General features: G+C 46.2%; 14 protein-coding genes, 2 tRNA genes and 1 other RNA gene. 15 read left to right on the forward strand and 2 right to left on the reverse strand.

What is annotated here, in order from left to right; translation table 11 throughout:
* Positions 1 to 56 precede the first annotated feature (56 nt).
* Genes B3N34_RS03045 through B3N34_RS03065 form a run of 5 tightly spaced genes read left to right on the forward strand, consistent with a single transcriptional unit; the run spans position 57 to position 6813 of the window.
* A complete protein-coding gene (locus B3N34_RS03045) occupies positions 57 to 527 on the forward strand; it encodes a (2Fe-2S)-binding protein (protein WP_286974844.1) in 471 nt (156 codons plus the stop codon).
* A complete protein-coding gene (locus tag B3N34_RS03050; protein ID WP_286974845.1) occupies positions 524 to 1390 on the forward strand; it encodes an FAD binding domain-containing protein in 867 nt (288 codons plus the stop codon). Before B3N34_RS03045 ends, B3N34_RS03050 begins: the two co-directional genes overlap by 4 nt.
* Complete coding sequence (locus B3N34_RS03055) at positions 1387 to 3672, forward strand: xanthine dehydrogenase family protein molybdopterin-binding subunit (protein WP_286974847.1); 2286 nt, start codon at positions 1387 to 1389, stop codon at positions 3670 to 3672. Before B3N34_RS03050 ends, B3N34_RS03055 begins: the two co-directional genes overlap by 4 nt.
* Before the next feature lie 25 nt (positions 3673 to 3697).
* Positions 3698 to 5095 (forward strand): YfcC family protein, encoded by a 1398-nt coding sequence (locus B3N34_RS03060; RefSeq protein ID WP_286974849.1) that lies wholly within the window; start codon positions 3698 to 3700, stop codon positions 5093 to 5095.
* 59 nt (positions 5096 to 5154) lie between these two features.
* The gene (locus B3N34_RS03065) at positions 5155 to 6813 is read left to right on the forward strand and encodes an HAL/PAL/TAL family ammonia-lyase (RefSeq protein WP_286974851.1); all 1659 of its coding nucleotides are present in this window, start codon (positions 5155 to 5157) and stop codon (positions 6811 to 6813) included.
* On the opposite strand, the gene B3N34_RS03070 is transcribed toward B3N34_RS03065, so the two are convergent.
* Positions 6798 to 9824 carry an AAA family ATPase gene (locus B3N34_RS03070; protein WP_286974853.1) on the reverse strand — a complete coding sequence of 1009 codons (3027 nt, stop codon included), beginning with the start codon at positions 9822 to 9824 and terminating at the stop codon, positions 6798 to 6800. The genes B3N34_RS03065 and B3N34_RS03070 overlap by 16 nt on opposite strands.
* A 160-nt stretch (positions 9825 to 9984) precedes the next feature.
* Here B3N34_RS03070 and B3N34_RS03075 point away from each other — a divergent pair, with 160 nt between their 5' ends.
* From B3N34_RS03075 to ffs, 5 genes are all read left to right on the forward strand, one after another.
* Positions 9985 to 11286 (forward strand): acetamidase/formamidase family protein, encoded by a 1302-nt coding sequence (locus tag B3N34_RS03075; RefSeq protein ID WP_286974855.1) that lies wholly within the window; start codon positions 9985 to 9987, stop codon positions 11284 to 11286.
* Positions 11287 to 11423: 137 nt separating this feature from the next.
* Positions 11424 to 11933 carry a nucleoside deaminase gene (locus B3N34_RS03080; protein WP_286974936.1) on the forward strand — a complete coding sequence of 170 codons (510 nt, stop codon included), beginning with the start codon at positions 11424 to 11426 and terminating at the stop codon, positions 11931 to 11933.
* A tRNA-Ser gene (locus tag B3N34_RS03085) sits at positions 11887 to 11979 on the forward strand. Before B3N34_RS03080 ends, B3N34_RS03085 begins: the two co-directional genes overlap by 47 nt.
* A gap of 53 nt (positions 11980 to 12032) precedes the next feature.
* Positions 12033 to 12125: transfer RNA gene (locus B3N34_RS03090), tRNA-Ser, on the forward strand.
* A gap of 33 nt (positions 12126 to 12158) precedes the next feature.
* Positions 12159 to 12258: signal recognition particle sRNA small type (gene ffs, locus B3N34_RS03095), an RNA gene on the forward strand.
* Positions 12259 to 12284: 26 nt separating this feature from the next.
* Here ffs and B3N34_RS03100 read toward each other — a convergent pair.
* Entirely contained in the window at positions 12285 to 12593 is a 309-nt protein-coding gene (locus tag B3N34_RS03100; RefSeq protein WP_286974856.1) for a metal-sensitive transcriptional regulator, read from the reverse strand.
* Between the two features lie 204 nt (positions 12594 to 12797).
* Here B3N34_RS03100 and rpsB point away from each other — a divergent pair, with 204 nt between their 5' ends.
* From rpsB to arcC, 5 genes are all read left to right on the forward strand, one after another.
* Positions 12798 to 13646 (forward strand): 30S ribosomal protein S2, encoded by an 849-nt coding sequence (gene rpsB / locus B3N34_RS03105; protein ID WP_286974857.1) that lies wholly within the window; start codon positions 12798 to 12800, stop codon positions 13644 to 13646.
* 3 nt (positions 13647 to 13649) lie between these two features.
* Positions 13650 to 14243, forward strand: coding sequence for a translation elongation factor Ts (gene tsf, locus B3N34_RS03110; RefSeq protein WP_213698204.1), 594 nt, complete (start codon positions 13650 to 13652; stop codon positions 14241 to 14243).
* A gap of 76 nt (positions 14244 to 14319) precedes the next feature.
* Positions 14320 to 15084, forward strand: a complete 765-nt coding sequence (gene pyrH / locus B3N34_RS03115; RefSeq protein ID WP_286974858.1) for a UMP kinase — start codon at positions 14320 to 14322, stop codon at positions 15082 to 15084.
* A complete protein-coding gene (frr, locus tag B3N34_RS03120) occupies positions 15071 to 15637 on the forward strand; it encodes a ribosome recycling factor (RefSeq protein ID WP_286974859.1) in 567 nt (188 codons plus the stop codon). The genes pyrH and frr overlap by 14 nt, the downstream gene beginning before the upstream one ends.
* 180 nt (positions 15638 to 15817) lie before the next feature.
* Complete coding sequence (gene arcC / locus B3N34_RS03125; protein WP_349679684.1) at positions 15818 to 16786, forward strand: carbamate kinase; 969 nt, start codon at positions 15818 to 15820, stop codon at positions 16784 to 16786.
* Positions 16787 to 16822 lie beyond the last annotated feature (36 nt).

Genomic DNA, 16822 nt, shown 5'->3' on the forward strand with positions numbered 1-16822 from the left:
TTATTGACGCTGTCGTGCTAGGTTAATAAAAATGCGCATGAGTTTGGGGGAAGTACATGGTGAATATCGAAATCAAGATTAACGGAAAGATTAAGTGCATTGATGTAAACCCAAGGATGCGATTGATCGACCTTTTGAGAAATTTAGGACTGACGAGCGTAAAAGAAGGTTGCAGCGAAGGAGAATGCGGCACTTGTACGGTTTTGTTGGACGGAAAGGCAGTAACTTCCTGTACCGTTTTGGCCTTTCAAGCCGACGGGCACGAGGTTACGACTGTCGAGGGTTTGCAGACAAACGGAGAGTTAGATGTCATCCAGCAGGCATTTATTGAAAACGATGCAGTTCAATGTGGTTTCTGTACTCCCGGAATGATAATGGCTGTCAAGTCGCTGCTCAACGAAAATCCTCATCCTACAAGAGAAGACATAATCGTTGCCATAGAGGGAAACCTGTGTCGCTGCACAGGCTATTTACCCATCGTCAAGGCGGTAGAACAGATAACAAAAGAAAGTGTTGATTTACAATGAGCATTGAAGCCATATCGCTTATGCCAAAAAATAAAGAAGAACTCGTAAAGTGTCTTTCTCACGCAGACGAAAGGACATGTTTTGCAGCAGGCTGTACAGACCTGATACCTTCGCAGAGCTATCTTAAAGGTTTTTCCGCCTTTGTTGACCTTACGCATGTATGTAATATGAACCTCATCGAAATAGCTGAGGATTGTCTTGTAATTGGAGCTACTGCAACATTTGCGGACATCGCCAAAAATCCCTACGTGCAGAGTTATGCTAATGCATTGGCTTTAGCTGCCTCTCAAGTTGGATCTTCTCAGATTAGGAATCGGGCGACTATTGGGGGCAACGTAGCCAACGCTTCTCCCGCTGCCGATTCTCTTCCCGCTTTGGTATCGTTGGATGCAACGGCGGAGGTTTTAGGTTGCGATGAAAGTTCCAGAATGATTCCCGTTATGGAGATGATAAAAGATATTAATGTCAGCGTATTAAGACCACGGGAAGTTATCTGGGCCTTCCGTATCCCCCTGCGTCCTCATGTTCGTTCGGCTTTCGTGAAAGTCGGCGGCCGAAAGCGCGTCACAATTTCTAGGCTGAATTTGGCAATGTCCGTGGAAGTAACTCGAAATCGCTTGAAAAGGGCGAGGATTTACCTTGGTACTTTGGGCCCTCGACCCCTTCTTGCCGATAAAGCCTGTCAGGTTTGCGAGAATGCTGTTTTGGAGTCCTTTCCGCTAGATTTATTTCTTGACGCCTTAGCAGATAAGGTGGATGAGGCCATACCGACTCGGCCCTCCAGGGCTTATAAGCGTGTTGCCGTCAGGGGTCTGGGCCAAGATATATTAAACCTGATAGCAAGTTGGGAGTGTTTGCATTGAAACCATCAGCAGAGATCGTCAAAATTGCCGATAAACCAGATCTTAAATATGTTGGGAAAAACGTTACAAGGATAGATGCGAAGGAAAAAGTTACTGCCGCAATCAAATATCTGGATGACTTTGAGATGAAGGGAATGTTGCACGTTAAATTACTCCTTTCACCTCATGCGAATGCAATAGTCAAATCGATCGATTCCAAAGAGACCGAGGCAGTGCCCGGAGTTATCAAAGTGTATACTTGGTGCAATACACCTGAAATAAAGTATAACAGCGCGGTATTCTATCCCGGGCAAAATGACTTGGAAGACGAAAAGCTGTTCACGGATCACCCCAAGTACGTGGGCGATAGGATAGCTGCCGTGGTAGCAGATTCCGAAGAGGCCGCCGAAGAGGGTCTGAATAGACTGAAAGTCCTTTACGAGGAATTGATTCCCGTTATAGATCCCTCTGAAGCTGTAAAGAAAGAATGTGAAACGCCTTCTGGCAAACCTCTCGAAATACATCTTTCCTGCGGCCAATTTGAAGAAATTGAATGCGGTACAGATGGCTTAATAATCGTAGAAGACGAAGTCTCTACGCAGAAAATTCATCACGCCGCATTGGAGCCCCATTCCTGTGTAGCCTATGTTGAGCCTGGAGAAATTGTGACCATTTTATCGCCTTGTCAGCTGATCTTTGGCGTGAGATACATTGTATCCAAAGTTTTAAATCACCCGCTTAGCAAAGTGCGAATAATCAAGGCACCTATGGGAGGGACTTTCGGAGGCAAGCAGGAGGTAATACTTGAGCCGATTTGCGCTTTCATAGCTAAAGATTTGGGTCGCCCCGTGAAGCTTGTCTTAAACAGAAAAGAGACCATCATTTCGACACGCACTCGTGCAGCCACTAAGGGAAAGGTTAGGACAATAGCAACCGGAGATGGCCGGTTTGTTGGTCGGGAGGTAGATGTCTTAACCGATGCTGGCGCTTATATGACGGGAAGCCATCGCGTCACTACAGCCATGGGCAAAAAGCTTTTCAGGTTGTATCGGATACCAAGTCAAACATTTCACGGAACCACGGTACGAACGAATACGACTCCTTCGGGTGCATGTCGGGGATATGGATCTCCTCAGATACACACCATCACCGAAATTAACGTCGACCATCTTGCGAAAAGACTCAAAATGGACCCTGTTGAACTGAGATTGAAGAACCTGGTAGCTCCCTTTGATGATGATCCTACGGGAGGGCCTAGCTTAGGAAATGCCAGGATTATAGAATGTGTCAACCGTGGTGCTGAAGCTTTTAATTGGAAAGAAAGATTTTCTTTTACTCCTAAAAAAGGCAGATACAAGCGTGGCGTGGGAATGGCCTGTTCCACCCATAGCAACGGTTACGCGGGATCCATATATCCTGATTTCACGGCAATGTATATGAGGATTGCCGAGGATGGCAGTGTCCTGGTCAACGCAGGATTACATGAATTAGGTACAGGTACTTTAACGGTTATAGCTCAAATTGTCGCAGAGGTTTTGGATGTAGATATCAACAAGGTATTGGTAAGCGAAGGAGATACTCTCTATACTCCCTACGATGTCGGTTGCGTGGCAAGCAGGGTTACCTACGTTTGTGGCAGCTGTGCCAAAGAGCTTGCGGAGGCCGTTTTGGATAAGTTCAAGAGACTGTCTTCGATAGTGCTGGAGATTCCCTATGACGATCTGCAGCTTGCCAACGGTATTGTGGCAAGCGTCTCAAACCCTGCCATAAAACTTTCATATGGCACCTTGATTGCAAGAATAGGGACAATTTTACAGGAAGAAGTTGGGGGTTATCTGTCATACAGATCCGTGACCAATCCAGGGTCGTATGCTGCACATTTTGTGGAAGTCGAAGTAGACACTCTTACCGGATTGACTGCAATAACCGATTACTTGGCCGTTCACGATGTAGGGAGGGCGATCAATCCAAGGATGGTTGAGGGCCAAATATACGGGGGTGTTCAAATGGGCATTGGTATGGCTCTCTTCGAGGAGCTTGCTTACGATTCCAGGGGGATCCCGCAAAACGCATCCCTAAGCCGATATCACGTCGTCAATGCTCCGGAGATGCCCCAGGTAAAGGTCATGTTGATCGAAGAGGACGAACCTACAGGACCCTTCGGCGCAAAAAGCGTTGGTGAGATTGCTGCAGTTCCCGTTACACCGGCAATAGTCAATGCTGTAAATTGGGCTATAGGGGTATCCATTAATGTTTTGCCTTTAACGCCTTCAAGGATAATCTCAGCTCTCGGTGCTTTATAAACAATCAAGAAAGGAGAGGGAATTAATGAGTAAAAAGAAAATTTTTAATGCCTTTCCCCACGCCTACGTCCTGCTTTTTGGAATAATTATCTTTATGGCGATCATGACATGGATAATACCTGCGGGTGAGTATGCTCGAATTCAGGTACAGGGACGTACGGTAGTTGATCCGGCCAGCTTTCATTTAATCGATAAAAATCCGGTGGGTCTTTTTCAGACATTTGTTGCAATTCCAAAGGGAATCAACTCGGCGTCGGCTTTGCTGTTTATGATAATGATAATAGGAGCGGCGATTCAGCTTTTCGACAGCACAGGTGCTATCAGAGCTGCCGTGTTTAAATTATTGAATATAATAGGACAGGAACGAAAGCCCTGGGTTGTTGCTGTAATAATGCTGTTCTTTGGCTGTCTGGGCGCCTTTCCCGGTATGCTTGAAGCTGCTATTCCCTTTGCGCCACTATGCATTGGAATAGCTTTTGCCCTTGGGTACGATGTATTCGTAGGCATTGCCATGCCTGTAGTCTCGATCGTCGTAGGATGGACGGCGGGCCCGACTAATCCATGGACTGTAGGGATCGGACAATCTTTGGCGGAGTTGCCCCTTTTTTCAGGTCTTGGTTATCGTTTAATCGTTTTTATAGCCTTGATGATACTGTCTATCGGTTTCGTTGTATCCTACGGCAAAAAAATCCAAGGGAATCCCAACTTAAGCGTTGCAAAGGATCTTGACACATCTCACTTGCAGGATCTCCAAAATGTCAAAGATGAAACCTTTACTACAAGGCACGGATTCATTTTGTTTACTTTTGCTTTAACAATTTTCTTCGTAGTTTACGGGGCTTTAAAATGGCGCTTCGGTTTCTTTGAGATGTCTGCCACCTATATTATTGGATCGATAATTGGGGGTCTTATCGCGGGATATAATGGCAATAAAATAGCGGAAAAGCTTATATCGGGAGGTCAATCTATATTCGTCGGAGCTATGGCGGTCGGACTTGCCAGAGGAATCAGCGTGGTGATGGAAGAGGGAAAAATAATAGACACAATTGTTATGGCTCTCGCTCATGTAATGAATCTTCTTCCTTCATGGTTGACCTCTATTGGAATGTTCATAATGCAGTCGTTTATTAATTTTTTCATCCCCTCGGGAAGTGGCCAGGCATTGGTTACACTGCCAATAGCTTTACCCGTTGCCGATATATTAGATCTCAAAAGACAAATAGCTATTTTGGCGTTCCAGTTTGGGGACGGGCTTTCCAACCTCTGTTATCCCACCGTAGGCGTTTTGATTGCCTACCTTATCTACACTAAAGTCCCCTTCGATCGTTGGTTGAAGTTCATCATGCCCTTTATGTGGAGATCTTGGTTGGTCGCCGCCATCTTTTTGCTGATCGCGACTTGGATTGGTTACGGTCCGTTTTAGGCTTTATGGCAAATAATATATTTTATACAAGGGAAGTGAAAGGGATGCGAGGAAAGGGTTTGATCCGTGTTGCTTTTTTGGTATTCATTGCCGTTGCGTTTTTTGCCTTGCCGTCAATGGCTGCCACGAAAGTAAAGCTTGACGGTCATAGTTTAACGATCGAAGAAGTGCTAAGCGTTTCTAAAGGAGAAGCCGAGGTTGAAATAACGGCCGAGGCGATGAAACAGGTTGAAGCCGGATTTGCGGTGATAATGGAGGCGGCCCTTCAAGGCAAGCCGGTTTACGGTCTTACCACTGGAGTTGGTTGGAATAAGGATAAACCGGTCTTTGAGGAAAAGAACGGAAAAAGAGTGCTATCAGAAGAGCTTTTAACACGTTCAAAGGAATTCAATCTCCTTTCCCTGCGGGCGCATGGAGGAGGTGTTGGTCCAGACCTTCCTGCAGATGTGGTCAGAGCTGCCATGTTGATACGGCTAAATACCTTTCTCTCTGGTATTCCCGGTGTACAGCCTGCTGTTGTCAACCAATATCGGGACTTTCTCAACAAAAAGATTACGCCTGTAGTGCCCTCTAGGGGTTCTGTGGGAGAAGCCGATATCACCATAGCTTCTCACATTGGACTTGCGATGGTTGGGGAGTGGCAAGTGGACTACAAGGGAAAACGTATAGCGGCTGCAGATGCCTTGAAAGAGGCGGGCCTTTCGCCCATCGAGCCGGTTGGAAAGGACTTTTTGTCTATGCTCAGCACCAATGCTGTAGCAGCAGGGCAAGCAGTGCTGGCCGTTGAGGAGGCCAAGAACTATGTAGACAAGGCCATTGCGGTCTTTGGCTTGACCTTAGAAGGCCTTAACGGAAATGTGGCTCCTTTCTTAAAGGCTACGACGGAAATTCGTCCCTTCCCAGGGATGCTTAAAGCATCTCAGGCTATTCTCGATGTGCTGAATGGAAGCTATTTGTGGCAACCGGCCGAAGGAAGGCCTCTTCAGGATCCTTTATCCTTTAGAACAATGGGATATGCCCTGGGCAACGTATTGGAAGCAATCGAAGAGGCAAATAACGCCTTGATCATTCAGATAAACAGCACAGATGATAACCCTGCGGTTATCCCCGGTGCTACAACGATCGAACGAGCGGACAGCAAATATGTCTCTAATTATCTTGTGAAGGGCGAACAAAATGGAGCTATCTATCCCACGGCAAATTTCGACATGTTGCCGGTCGTTGCAAGGATTGAGAGATTATCACAAGCCTTGGCTCGTTTGTCTCAAAACATAGTCATGCAGACGATAAGATTTGAAAATCCTAATATTACCGGGTTAAGCCGATTTCTGGCCTCGGAGGAAAACACCCTTGGGCATGCCTTCGGCGCAATCCAAAAGCCTTTGGTGGAGCTTTATGCCGAAAACGAACAACTGGCGATGCCCGTTTCGATGGCAGGTTTTGCCCTAGCTGGCAACATCGAAGATACTTTTGTTAACAGTTTGTTGGCCATACGTAACTTGGAAAAAATAACCGACAACATGTACCATATTTCTTCTATCCAGATGTTACATACCGCTCAAGCTATCGATCTCCGAGGTAAGGTTCGTCTGGCAAATAAGACTAAAGCTCTTTACGATGGATATCGAAAGGTCGTTCCCTTCGTTTCGCTGGACAGGATATACACTTCTGACTTTGCCAAAGGATACGAATTTCTGAAGTCCTACACTGTTAAGTAAGGCGAAATATCTTTATCCGACAGAAGGCATGCTAGCAAGTCGCAGGCCTTCTGTCTTTCATGTTCGATGTGAAGATCTTCGAAAATCGAGACGGCTTTCCCGGCGTATTCGACAGCTCCTTGAGGAAGATCGTCTGACCATAATCCTTTAAACTCATCGCTATGATCCATTGCAGTTCGCATCAGCGCCTTTACATACAGCAATAGGCCGATCCAGTATTTCTTTTTCAGGGTTTCGCAAATTTTGTCTGCTTCACGGAGGTGAGCGATCGCTTCCCGGGGATTTCTTTTTAACGTCCAATACAATGCCAGAAGGGTGTGGGATAGGGCGGCGCCTCTGCCTCCGTGATAATATTGATGTAACTGTAAAGATTTATTAAGATGGTAGAGCATCAAGGATTTATCATTCAAATCGTAGGCTACATGGCCGGCGTTTGCGTGAAATAAGCTTAACCCATGATATAGGCCTCGTTTATTGCATAATGATATGCACGATTCATATAAAATAAGCGATTCTTTGAATTTCCCCTCCCAATGTTTTATGTCACCGAGGTAGTTTAAAGCTGCGATAATGCCCATGCTATGTCTTGGTCTGGTGGAGTTAAATCTCTCAATTGCTCTGATCGATGCCTTTAATGAGGCTTCAGCCCTTATAAGGTCCCCAGTCAACATATATCCTAGGCCAAGGAATCTGAGCGAGGTGCCTATATAATGATCTAAAAAATTCGATTGAGCCGTTTTGAGCATGTCTAGGGAATACTTTTTCAGCATGGGACCATTTTCAGTTTGTATTCCAAAATAACATAACCCGGCAAGACAATCCAATTCCAGTTTGAATTCTCCTTTGTTTTTGGCCCAACGAAGGGAATCATAAATTTTCTGCAATCCTTCGTGGTATCGTCCATACCAAATGAGGTAACTTCCATTTAGCCATAAGTAAGTGTTTTCCAGTACCTCATGCTTTGGGTTTTCCGCCGTTGATTTGTGAATTTCGCAGAGCAATTCGCGAATGTTTTTGCTATATATTGTAGTGGATTCCATTTCAGAGAAGGGTACTCTGGCTGACTTTAATGTTTCATCGCTTAACATGGGGAATAACTCGTGGTTGAGGCTCAAGTGTAATTTGAGCAATTGCAATCGAACTTCGAGCTCTTCCGTCAATAGTCCTGCTTGATGCAGGTGATGCGCTAAATTCATACCCTCTCTCCATCCGATATTTGACCAATCGTTCCCTTCTTTTTTAATAAGCGAAGCCAGTTGCTCATGGAGTGATCGTCTTTTTTTCCTATCGATCAAATCGTATATGATTTCCTTTATCTCAAGATGTGAGAATGAGTAGCAGAGTTGGCCTTTGTCGTCTACTTTTTCGACTATAAATCCCTTTCCTGTCAGAGCGTTGATTGCATCGCTGAATATTGATTCGTCGGTGTTGAATATTGATTTGAGTAAACTTCTGCTTGCATCGAAGTTGAAGATTGATATGGTTTGAAGGAGTTTTCTTTCGAATTTGGACAACAAGGCTAAATGTTCCCTTACTACATCCTTTAATTTTCCGGGAAATAGATCGAGGTTCTTGCCTTCGGCGATTAAACCGAGTATTTCCTTTAGAAATAATGGCAACCCCTCTGTATAATGGTAGATTTTCTCGAACTCCTCCGGGCTTATGCGATGGGAGGGAAGCAAAAAATTACAAAAGCTCCACGTGTCCTCCTTTGTAAAGGGATGGATTTTTATGTGCATATAACTCAAGCTGCCGCTTCTGTGCAAATTTTTGAGCAAGGCATCGATGTTGTAGGCATCATCGCTGCGTGTCTCGATTATTATCATGAGACCTGTTGGCAAATGACTTAAGAAGTACCGGAACAATTCTATTGAAGCCTGGTCGAAGTCGTACAAATTTTCAATGTATAAAATGATCTTTCCGCTCGACTTGATCTTGTGCTCCAGGTTTTTGGACAAAATACCGGAAAGTGTGGCAGGAGTATGAAGCCCTATCGGCATAGGGTTTGAATCGGTTAACTCAGCCAACAACTCGTGCCAGGGACCAAGAGGATAGTTGGAACTGCTTTTCCCTGTTGCTTTGCACGACAATAACATGTCGCTTAAGCCCAAGTTTGTTTCTATAAAATGTCGTATTAAGAAGCTTTTGCCGACCCCCGGCACTCCCGTCACTAAGACACATTTAGGTCTTTGTGTTAAATTGGGTGAGATGCAAAAAGCGTTCAGCATTGCAAGCTCATCTTCCCTACCAAAGATCGAATCGGAGGAAGCAACCATAAGTTTGTTGTTCAACCTGCTGGCGATATTGCTTTGATGTAATGAAAGGACGTCATTATAAAGCGACTCGGTCAATGAGTCAGGGTTCGCTTTTAATATATCGCGGACCCTGGATTTAAAGGTTTTGTAGGTCTGCAAGGCCTTTACAATTTGCCCTAAAGAGACATAGATGTGCATTATAGATCGAATGGCCTCTTCGTCAAATTCGTCGAGCTTTATCGCTAACTTGGCGACTTCTAGAGCTGTATCGTAAGATTTACTTTCGCAGCACGACATTATGCGAGATTTCAAAAGGTCTATGCATATATTTCTAAAATGCATCCTTTTGGAGACAATCCATTCCTCGTATTCGGGACATGTAGGAGCGCTAAAACCGTCGAGAAATTCACCCACGAGATCCTTAAGTGAATATATTGGGAGCTTGTCTAAGTCGTTAAGCGTTTTAATGTCAACATATATTGGTGCAGAATCTTTGATGCGGATCCACTGAGTGTCTTGAATTATGAAGTCGGTCGGCAATGACTTATGGAGCACGTAAAGAGCGTTCCTCAAATTTTTTAAGGCATAAAATTGATCGTATTCGCCCCATAACATACCGGCTAATTTATCTCTAGAGACAGCGCCTTCAACGATTAAATAATAAAAGAGAGCTTCAGCTTTTCGGAAGGGAAAGCGAATAATTTTATCATTAAATTGTACCCTGGGAGGTCCTAGAAGTTTAACTCGTAGACACATATATTTGCCCAACTCCAAAGGTAAGTTTACTTATTATTATAGCATTACGGAAAGCATTAGCTTATAGGGAGGAATAAAGATTAGGTATTCCTAAAATTATTGCTTCTCCATAACTAGGTTCGGATGATAAAATAATAGAAAATAAGGGGGGTCGGGCCAAATGGCGAATGCTATTGTTAATACTAAAGAAATGGTTTGGGTGTTAGATCCTAGCAAACCCTTTGCAGGACCTGTTAAAGATGGCGGCATAATTGTGGCCAGGGTTAGCCCTGGTTGTTGGGGTGCTATGATAACGCCGGATTATCCGAGCGGACACGAGGTTACGCGTCCCATTGAAGTTGAGGGAGCCGAGGTCGGTGATGCCATAATAATTAAAGTGAGAAGGATCAACGTGCTTTCTCTGGCCACAACATCGGGTACTGACGTTCCGCAGGAAGGGCACTTCGTTGGCGATCCTTTTGTGGCTAAGAAATGTCCCTCCTGCGGTACAGTAAATCCTGAGACATACGTAGAGGGAATTGGCGAGGATGCCATACGCTGTAAGAAGTGTAAAGCTCCCGTTCACCCTTTCCTTTATGGCAATACTTACACCATACTTATGGATGATGAAAGGGAGGTTGCGGTTACCGTTCCTCCTGAAGTGGCTAAAGAAATTGCCTGCGATGCGGCTCATTTCAGCGCCCTGCCACCCGAGTCGAGGCAATATTCTGCAAATATTATGGCAAGGGGCGATCTGCCCGGGCTAATAGCACCCCTCCGTCCAATGGTCGGGAATCTTGGCACATGCCCTGCTGTGGCAATGCCTTCATCTCACAACGCCGGCGACTTTGGAAGCTTTCTTGTCGGTGCTCCACACGAGTACGCCCTTACCGAGGAGCAGCTTAATATGCGCACCGATGGGCACATGGATATCAACGAAGTTGTGGAAGGTTCGGTCGTAATAGCTCCCGTTAAGGTGAAGGGAGGAGGTGTATACGTTGGGGATGTTCATGCCATGATGGGGGATGGCGAGATTGCTGGCCATACCACTGATGTAACGGCTGAAGTGGTATTGGAAGTCAAGTTGATAAAGGGACTTTCCTTGGAGGGGCCTATTGTTTTACCTAGAGCATGTGATCTCCCGGTGATCGTTTCGAAGCGAAGCGAGAGGGTTTTATGCAAAGCAAAACAGATCGCAAGCTTGTATGGCTTTGAACTGGAAAGCGAAGCGTTGCCTATTATGATAGTGGGTACCGGCAAGAACCTGAACGAAGCTTGCGATAACGGCCTTGAGAGAATGTCCTCTTTAACCGGTCTTTCCTTACCGGAGATCAAGAACAGATGTACCATTACAGGTCAGGTCGAGATCGGGCGGCTTCCGGGAGTCGTTCAGGTATCTATGCTTGTCCCTCGGAAGATCCTGGAAAAACTGAACCTCTGGGATGTAGTTTCATCGCAATATGAAGATTGGTTTTGCGATTAAAGATCCGTCCCTTTCAACGTGCCTTAAAATTCAAGTATGCAGCCGGACCGCTTTCGTCGAAGTTGACGATTCAAAAAGGTCGTGGTATCTTTCTATAGCGTCGTCGCTATGCTCGTGTTAGGAAGTGTGGCTGACAAATGCGGGATCGATCGATTCAAGAGAAGTTTATGAGGATTGCGCTCGAGGAGGCCAAAAGAGCTTTCGACGAGGGAGAGATTCCCGTAGGGGCTTTGATAGAGCTGGATGGCGCAATAGTTGCAAGGGCCCATAATACCAGGGAACGCGATGGTGATCCTACAGCGCACGCGGAGATCGTGGCTATTAGAGAAGCGGCCGGCATTTTGTCCAAGGGAGATTTTAGCAAATGCAATTTATATGTGACGCTGGAGCCATGCCTGATGTGTGCAGGCGCAGCTTTGCAGGCCAGAATAAAGAAGGTCTTCTTTGGCGCTAGAGATCCAAGAGCCGGAGCGTGTAGATCGCTGTATAGAGCACTTGAAGACAAAAGGCTCCCGTGGCGGTGCGAGGTAGAGGGCGGCATACTTGCGGCCGATTGCAAGAAAATATTAGATAATTTTTTCTTGATGTTGCGAAACAGGAGGAGAGATGGCCGAGCGGTCGAAGGCGGTCGACTCGAAATCGACTAGGCGGTGATGAGCCGCCTCGTGGGTTCAAATCCCACTCTCTCCGCCATTTTATAAACAGTTCACAGAATATGTGATATAATCGCGATGTCCGAATCGAGTGGAGAGGTGGCCGAGGGGTCGAAGGCGCTCGCCTGGAGAGCGAGTAAGCGGCAAAAAACCGCTTCGTGGGTTCAAATCCCACCCTCTCCGCCATAATTTATCAGGGAAGGTTGCGGTCCTCCGCAAAATTCAGTTCCATGCGGCGGTGTCCTGCGAACCCCGCCAGGCCCGGAAGGGAGCAACGGTAAGCAGTGAACATCGGGCGCCATGGATAAGCTGGATTTTGTCGGAGGGCCGCTTGTCTTTGACTGGTTACAAATTGGTTGACGGGGCCAAGTTTATGAGTGCGCTGACAAGCTTTTCTAATTCCTCGATATTTTTATCTGTGTTCGTGCTTTCTCTAATGCACTTGTACATATTCTTCTTTATAATCTCGACGCAAGCCTGCTGCATCGCGTTTCTCACAGCAGATAATTGTGTCAATACCTCCACGCACGGTTTTTCTTCGATGATCATTCGCTGGATTCCCCGTAACTGTCCTTCTATTCTCCGGAGCCTGTTTATAATTGCCTTGCGTTCCTCCGGAAGTTCGTCGATGTGTTCGGTTAGCTTTTTTGCCATGACAAATCCTCCTTTGCTGTGCTACATTCGTAAAAATACCCTCTTGTACGTATTTTAACATATCTGGCGCTTGAAGGCCAAATGCCTTATATGCTATACTCGCCTGTGGCTTATAAAGCACATAGCTGGACGACGTCGGTGGTGCCATTTTGGTTCCGGCTCGGTCGAAGGCTATGGAAGATCAAAACCATGGGAGGGATTAGCTTGTCAGTAGTTTCAATGAAGCAACTTTTGGAATGCGGAGTTCACTTCGGGCATCAGACTCGAAGATGGGATCCGAAGATGAAGCCCTACATCTTTGCAGAGCGCAACGGCATATACATTATAGATCTGCAAAAGACCGTTAGGGCTATTGAAAGAGCCTACGATTTTCTCAGAGAGGTCTCCAAAGGCGGAGGCACGGTGCTTTTTGTGGGCACCAAACGTCAGGCACAGGAGACAATTAAAGAGGAAGCGGAACGTTGCGGCCAGTTTTACATCAATCAAAGATGGCTGGGCGGACTTCTGACCAATTTCTCTACCCTATCCAAACGAGTAAGGCGCATGATCGAACTTCAGGAGATGGAAGAAAAGGGAGAATTCCAAAAATATCCCAAGAAAGAAGTTATTAAGCTTCGCAAGGAAAAGGAGCGCCTTGAAAAATATCTGGGCGGAATTAGGAATATGAGGGATTTGCCGGACGCTTTATTTGTGATCGACCCTCGTAGGGAATATATTGCTGTAGCCGAAGCGAGGAAACTCTACATTCCCATAATATCCGTAGTAGACACAAACTGCGATCCTACCCTGATCGATTTTCCCATACCGGGAAATGACGATGCCATCCGTGCTATTAGATTGATCACTTCATTGATGGCCGATGCTGTGATAGAGGGACGTCAGGGCGTAGACAGCATGGGCGGACAAAAGGAAGCGGAACTGGAGGGCTCCGAAGAGGGCGAGTCGTCGGATGAGATCGAGGTCAGGGAAAAGTTGCACGAAGTATACGGAGAAGTTGAAGAAGAATTGGTCGAAGAGGAGCTTGAAGAGCGAAAAGGTTGGAAGGAGGAATAAGAAATGGCTGTCGATACAACACTTGTCAAAGAGTTAAGGGAGCGCACGGGTGCCGGCGTCCTTGATTGTAAAAAAGCCCTGGAAGAATGCAATGGAGATGTAGAGAAGGCTATAGATTATTTGCGCGAGAAGGGAATTGCCAAGGCAGCGAAAAAAGCGGGAAGGGCTGCCACCGAGGGGCTTATATTCAGCTACATACACATGACCGGTAAAATTGGTACCTTGCTTGAGCTGAATTGCGAGACCGACTTTGTCGCCAGGACCGATGAATTTCAGACCTTGGGCAAAGAGATAGCGATGCATATAGCTGCTGCAGCGCCTTCATATATCTCCCCCGAGGATGTCCCTGCCGAGGATTTGGAGCGAGAAAAGGAGATCTACCGCAAACAGGCCCTGGAAGAGGGCAAGCCTCAGCACATAGTAGAAAAGATAGCCGAGGGGCGCGTTCAGAAATTTTACGAGACTGCCTGTTTGCTCGAACAGGCTTGGATCAGGGACCCCGATAAAAAGATAAAGGATATCATTACGGAAGCAATAGCGAAGTTGGGTGAAAATATCGTTGTAAGAAGGTTCGCCCGATTCGCGATTAAAGAATAGTTAGGCGAGTATAGTGAGGGGTTGGGATTTCCTGACCCCTCTTTAATTTAAAAAATGAAGTTCGAACGCTGGAGGATTGATTGGCTTGGAAGACGGTAATTTTAGATACAAGCGCGTATTGCTAAAGTTATCCGGCGAGGTGTTGGCCGGGGATAAGCCCTTTGGTATCGATTTTGATGCCGTCTCTAAAATTTGCAAAGAAATACTGGAAGTTGCTCAACAGGGGGTTCAAATTGCGATGGTGGTGGGCGGCGGAAACATACTCCGCGGCACTCAGGCTGTCGCAATGGGGATGGACAGGCCGCAGGCCGACTATATGGGCATGTTAGCTACAGTTATAAATGCCCTTGCACTTCAGGACAATTTGGAGCGTCTGGGTTTGCCCACGAGAGTGCAAACTGCTGTAGTAATGCAGGAGATTGCAGAGCCTTTCATTCGAAGACGGGCATTAAGACACCTGGAGAAGGGGCGAGTCGTGATTTTCGCTGCCGGGACGGGATCCCCCTATTTTTCCACCGACACAGCCGCTTCCCTTCGAGCGGCGGAGATAGGAGCAGATTGTTTGCTAAAAGCTACAAAGGTCGACGGAATATACGATAAAGATCCTATGAAATTCGAAGATGCGAAAAAACTCAACTTTGTCACATACCTTGAAGCATTGAGCAAACAGCTGAAGGTCATGGACGCTACGGCCTTTTCGCTTTGCATGGAAAATTCAATCCCCATAATAGTTTTTGATATACTTCAAGAGGGAAACCTAAAAAGGCTATTGATAGACGGAGAGCCAATAGGGACTTTAGTATCGACAAAAAGGGGGAGTAGCGGCTATGGTTGTGGATAAAAAGACAATTCTAAAAGATATGAGGGAATCTATGAAAAAAGCTGTAGAGCATTTTAAGTCAGAGATGACGGGCATCAGGGCGGGGAGAGCCCATCCGGCGCTGGTAGAAAACATCAAAGTCGATTATTACGGAGCTCAAACGCCGATAAAACAGATGGGAACGATCTCTATCCCTGAACCGCGCCAGATTTTAATTTCCCTTTGGGATAAAACTGCCATTAAAGCCGTCGAAAAGGCTATTCAGGCTTCGCAATTGGGCGTCATGCCCCAGGTCGACGGCGAAAATATACGAATCACCCTGCCGGAACTGACTAAAGATAGAAGAGTCGAACTGTCGCGATTGGTCAAAAAATATGCAGAAGATGCCAGGGTAGCCATAAGAAACATAAGGCGCGACGTGCTGGATGAATTAAAAAAGCAGGAAAAGGACAGCGAAATCAGCGAAGACGAATTAAGGCGATTGCAGGATGAGATACAGGAAATCACAAATGAGTACATTGAAATGGTAAATAAGGCATTGGAAGAGAAAGAAAAGGAAATTTTAGAGGGCTAATCACATTTATTTGTCATTCCAAACGCAGGGTGCTATAAACTAATATGAGCGGATATAACCCTATCGCTCATATTAGTTTATTTTTTTTAAATGGCCGATGGACAAAAACCCCAGAGGGAGTATAATGTTTGCGTCCTATCTTGACAGTATTTAAAACCATTGGGCAATGGAGGGTTCATGATGGCAGAAAAAGTGGTAGTCGCTTTAGGGGGAAACGCAATTCTCCAGAGCGGGCAAAAAGGCACCTTTGAAGAACAGATGGAAAACGTCATGGCAACGGCAAGGCAGATAGTGAGGATGCTGGAAGCTGGATATGAAGTCGTTGTCACCCACGGGAACGGGCCACAAGTGGGGGCGATCCTGATACAGAATGAATTAGGAAGCAGTTTGGTACCGTCAATGCCAATGGATGTCTGTGGAGCAGAAAGCCAAGGCATGATTGGCTATATGTTGTGCCAGGCCCTAAGGAATTGCATGCTCGGGAAGAGCCTGAATGATTGGCAACCATGTTGTATGGTGACGCAGGTGGAAGTTGATCCCAACGATCCTGCCTTTGCTAAACCCACGAAGCCGGTAGGGCCCTTCTACACAGCTGAAGAGGCAAAAAAGAGAATGAGCGGAAAAAACGAAATATGGATAGAAGATTCCGGAAGAGGATGGAGGCGCGTAGTCCCTTCCCCGGATCCTAAGAAAATTGTCGAAGGAGCGGTCATTAAACATCTCTCCGATGAGAGATATCTGGTGATAGCATGCGGTGGCGGCGGCATTCCCGTAATTAAAGACGAAGACGGCACTTACCGCGGCGTAGAGGCAGTCATCGACAAGGACCTTGCCGGAGAAAGGCTTGCCCAGGAAGTCGGCGCTGACATATTCATGATACTCACCGATGTTCCCAAAGTTGCCATAAATTACAAGAAGCCCGATGAGAAGTGGCTTGATGTTGTAACTCCCGAGGAGCTTAGGGCATATGAGGCAGAGGGGCACTTTAAGGCGGGAAGTATGGGGCCGAAGGTTAAGGCTGCCCTCCGATTCGTAGAAAACGGCGGCAAGAGAGCGATCATCGCCAAGCTCGATTCTGCCCTGGAAGCCCTTGAGGGCAAGACGGGTACGCAGGTGGTTCCTGTCAAGGAAAAAATATGCTGCCGGTAAAATAAATAACTTTAATATATATAAACAAAGGCAGGG

This window comes from Acetomicrobium sp. UBA5826 (assembly GCF_002433005.1).
In the GTDB taxonomy this organism is placed as follows: Bacteria; Synergistota; Synergistia; order Synergistales; family Acetomicrobiaceae; genus Acetomicrobium.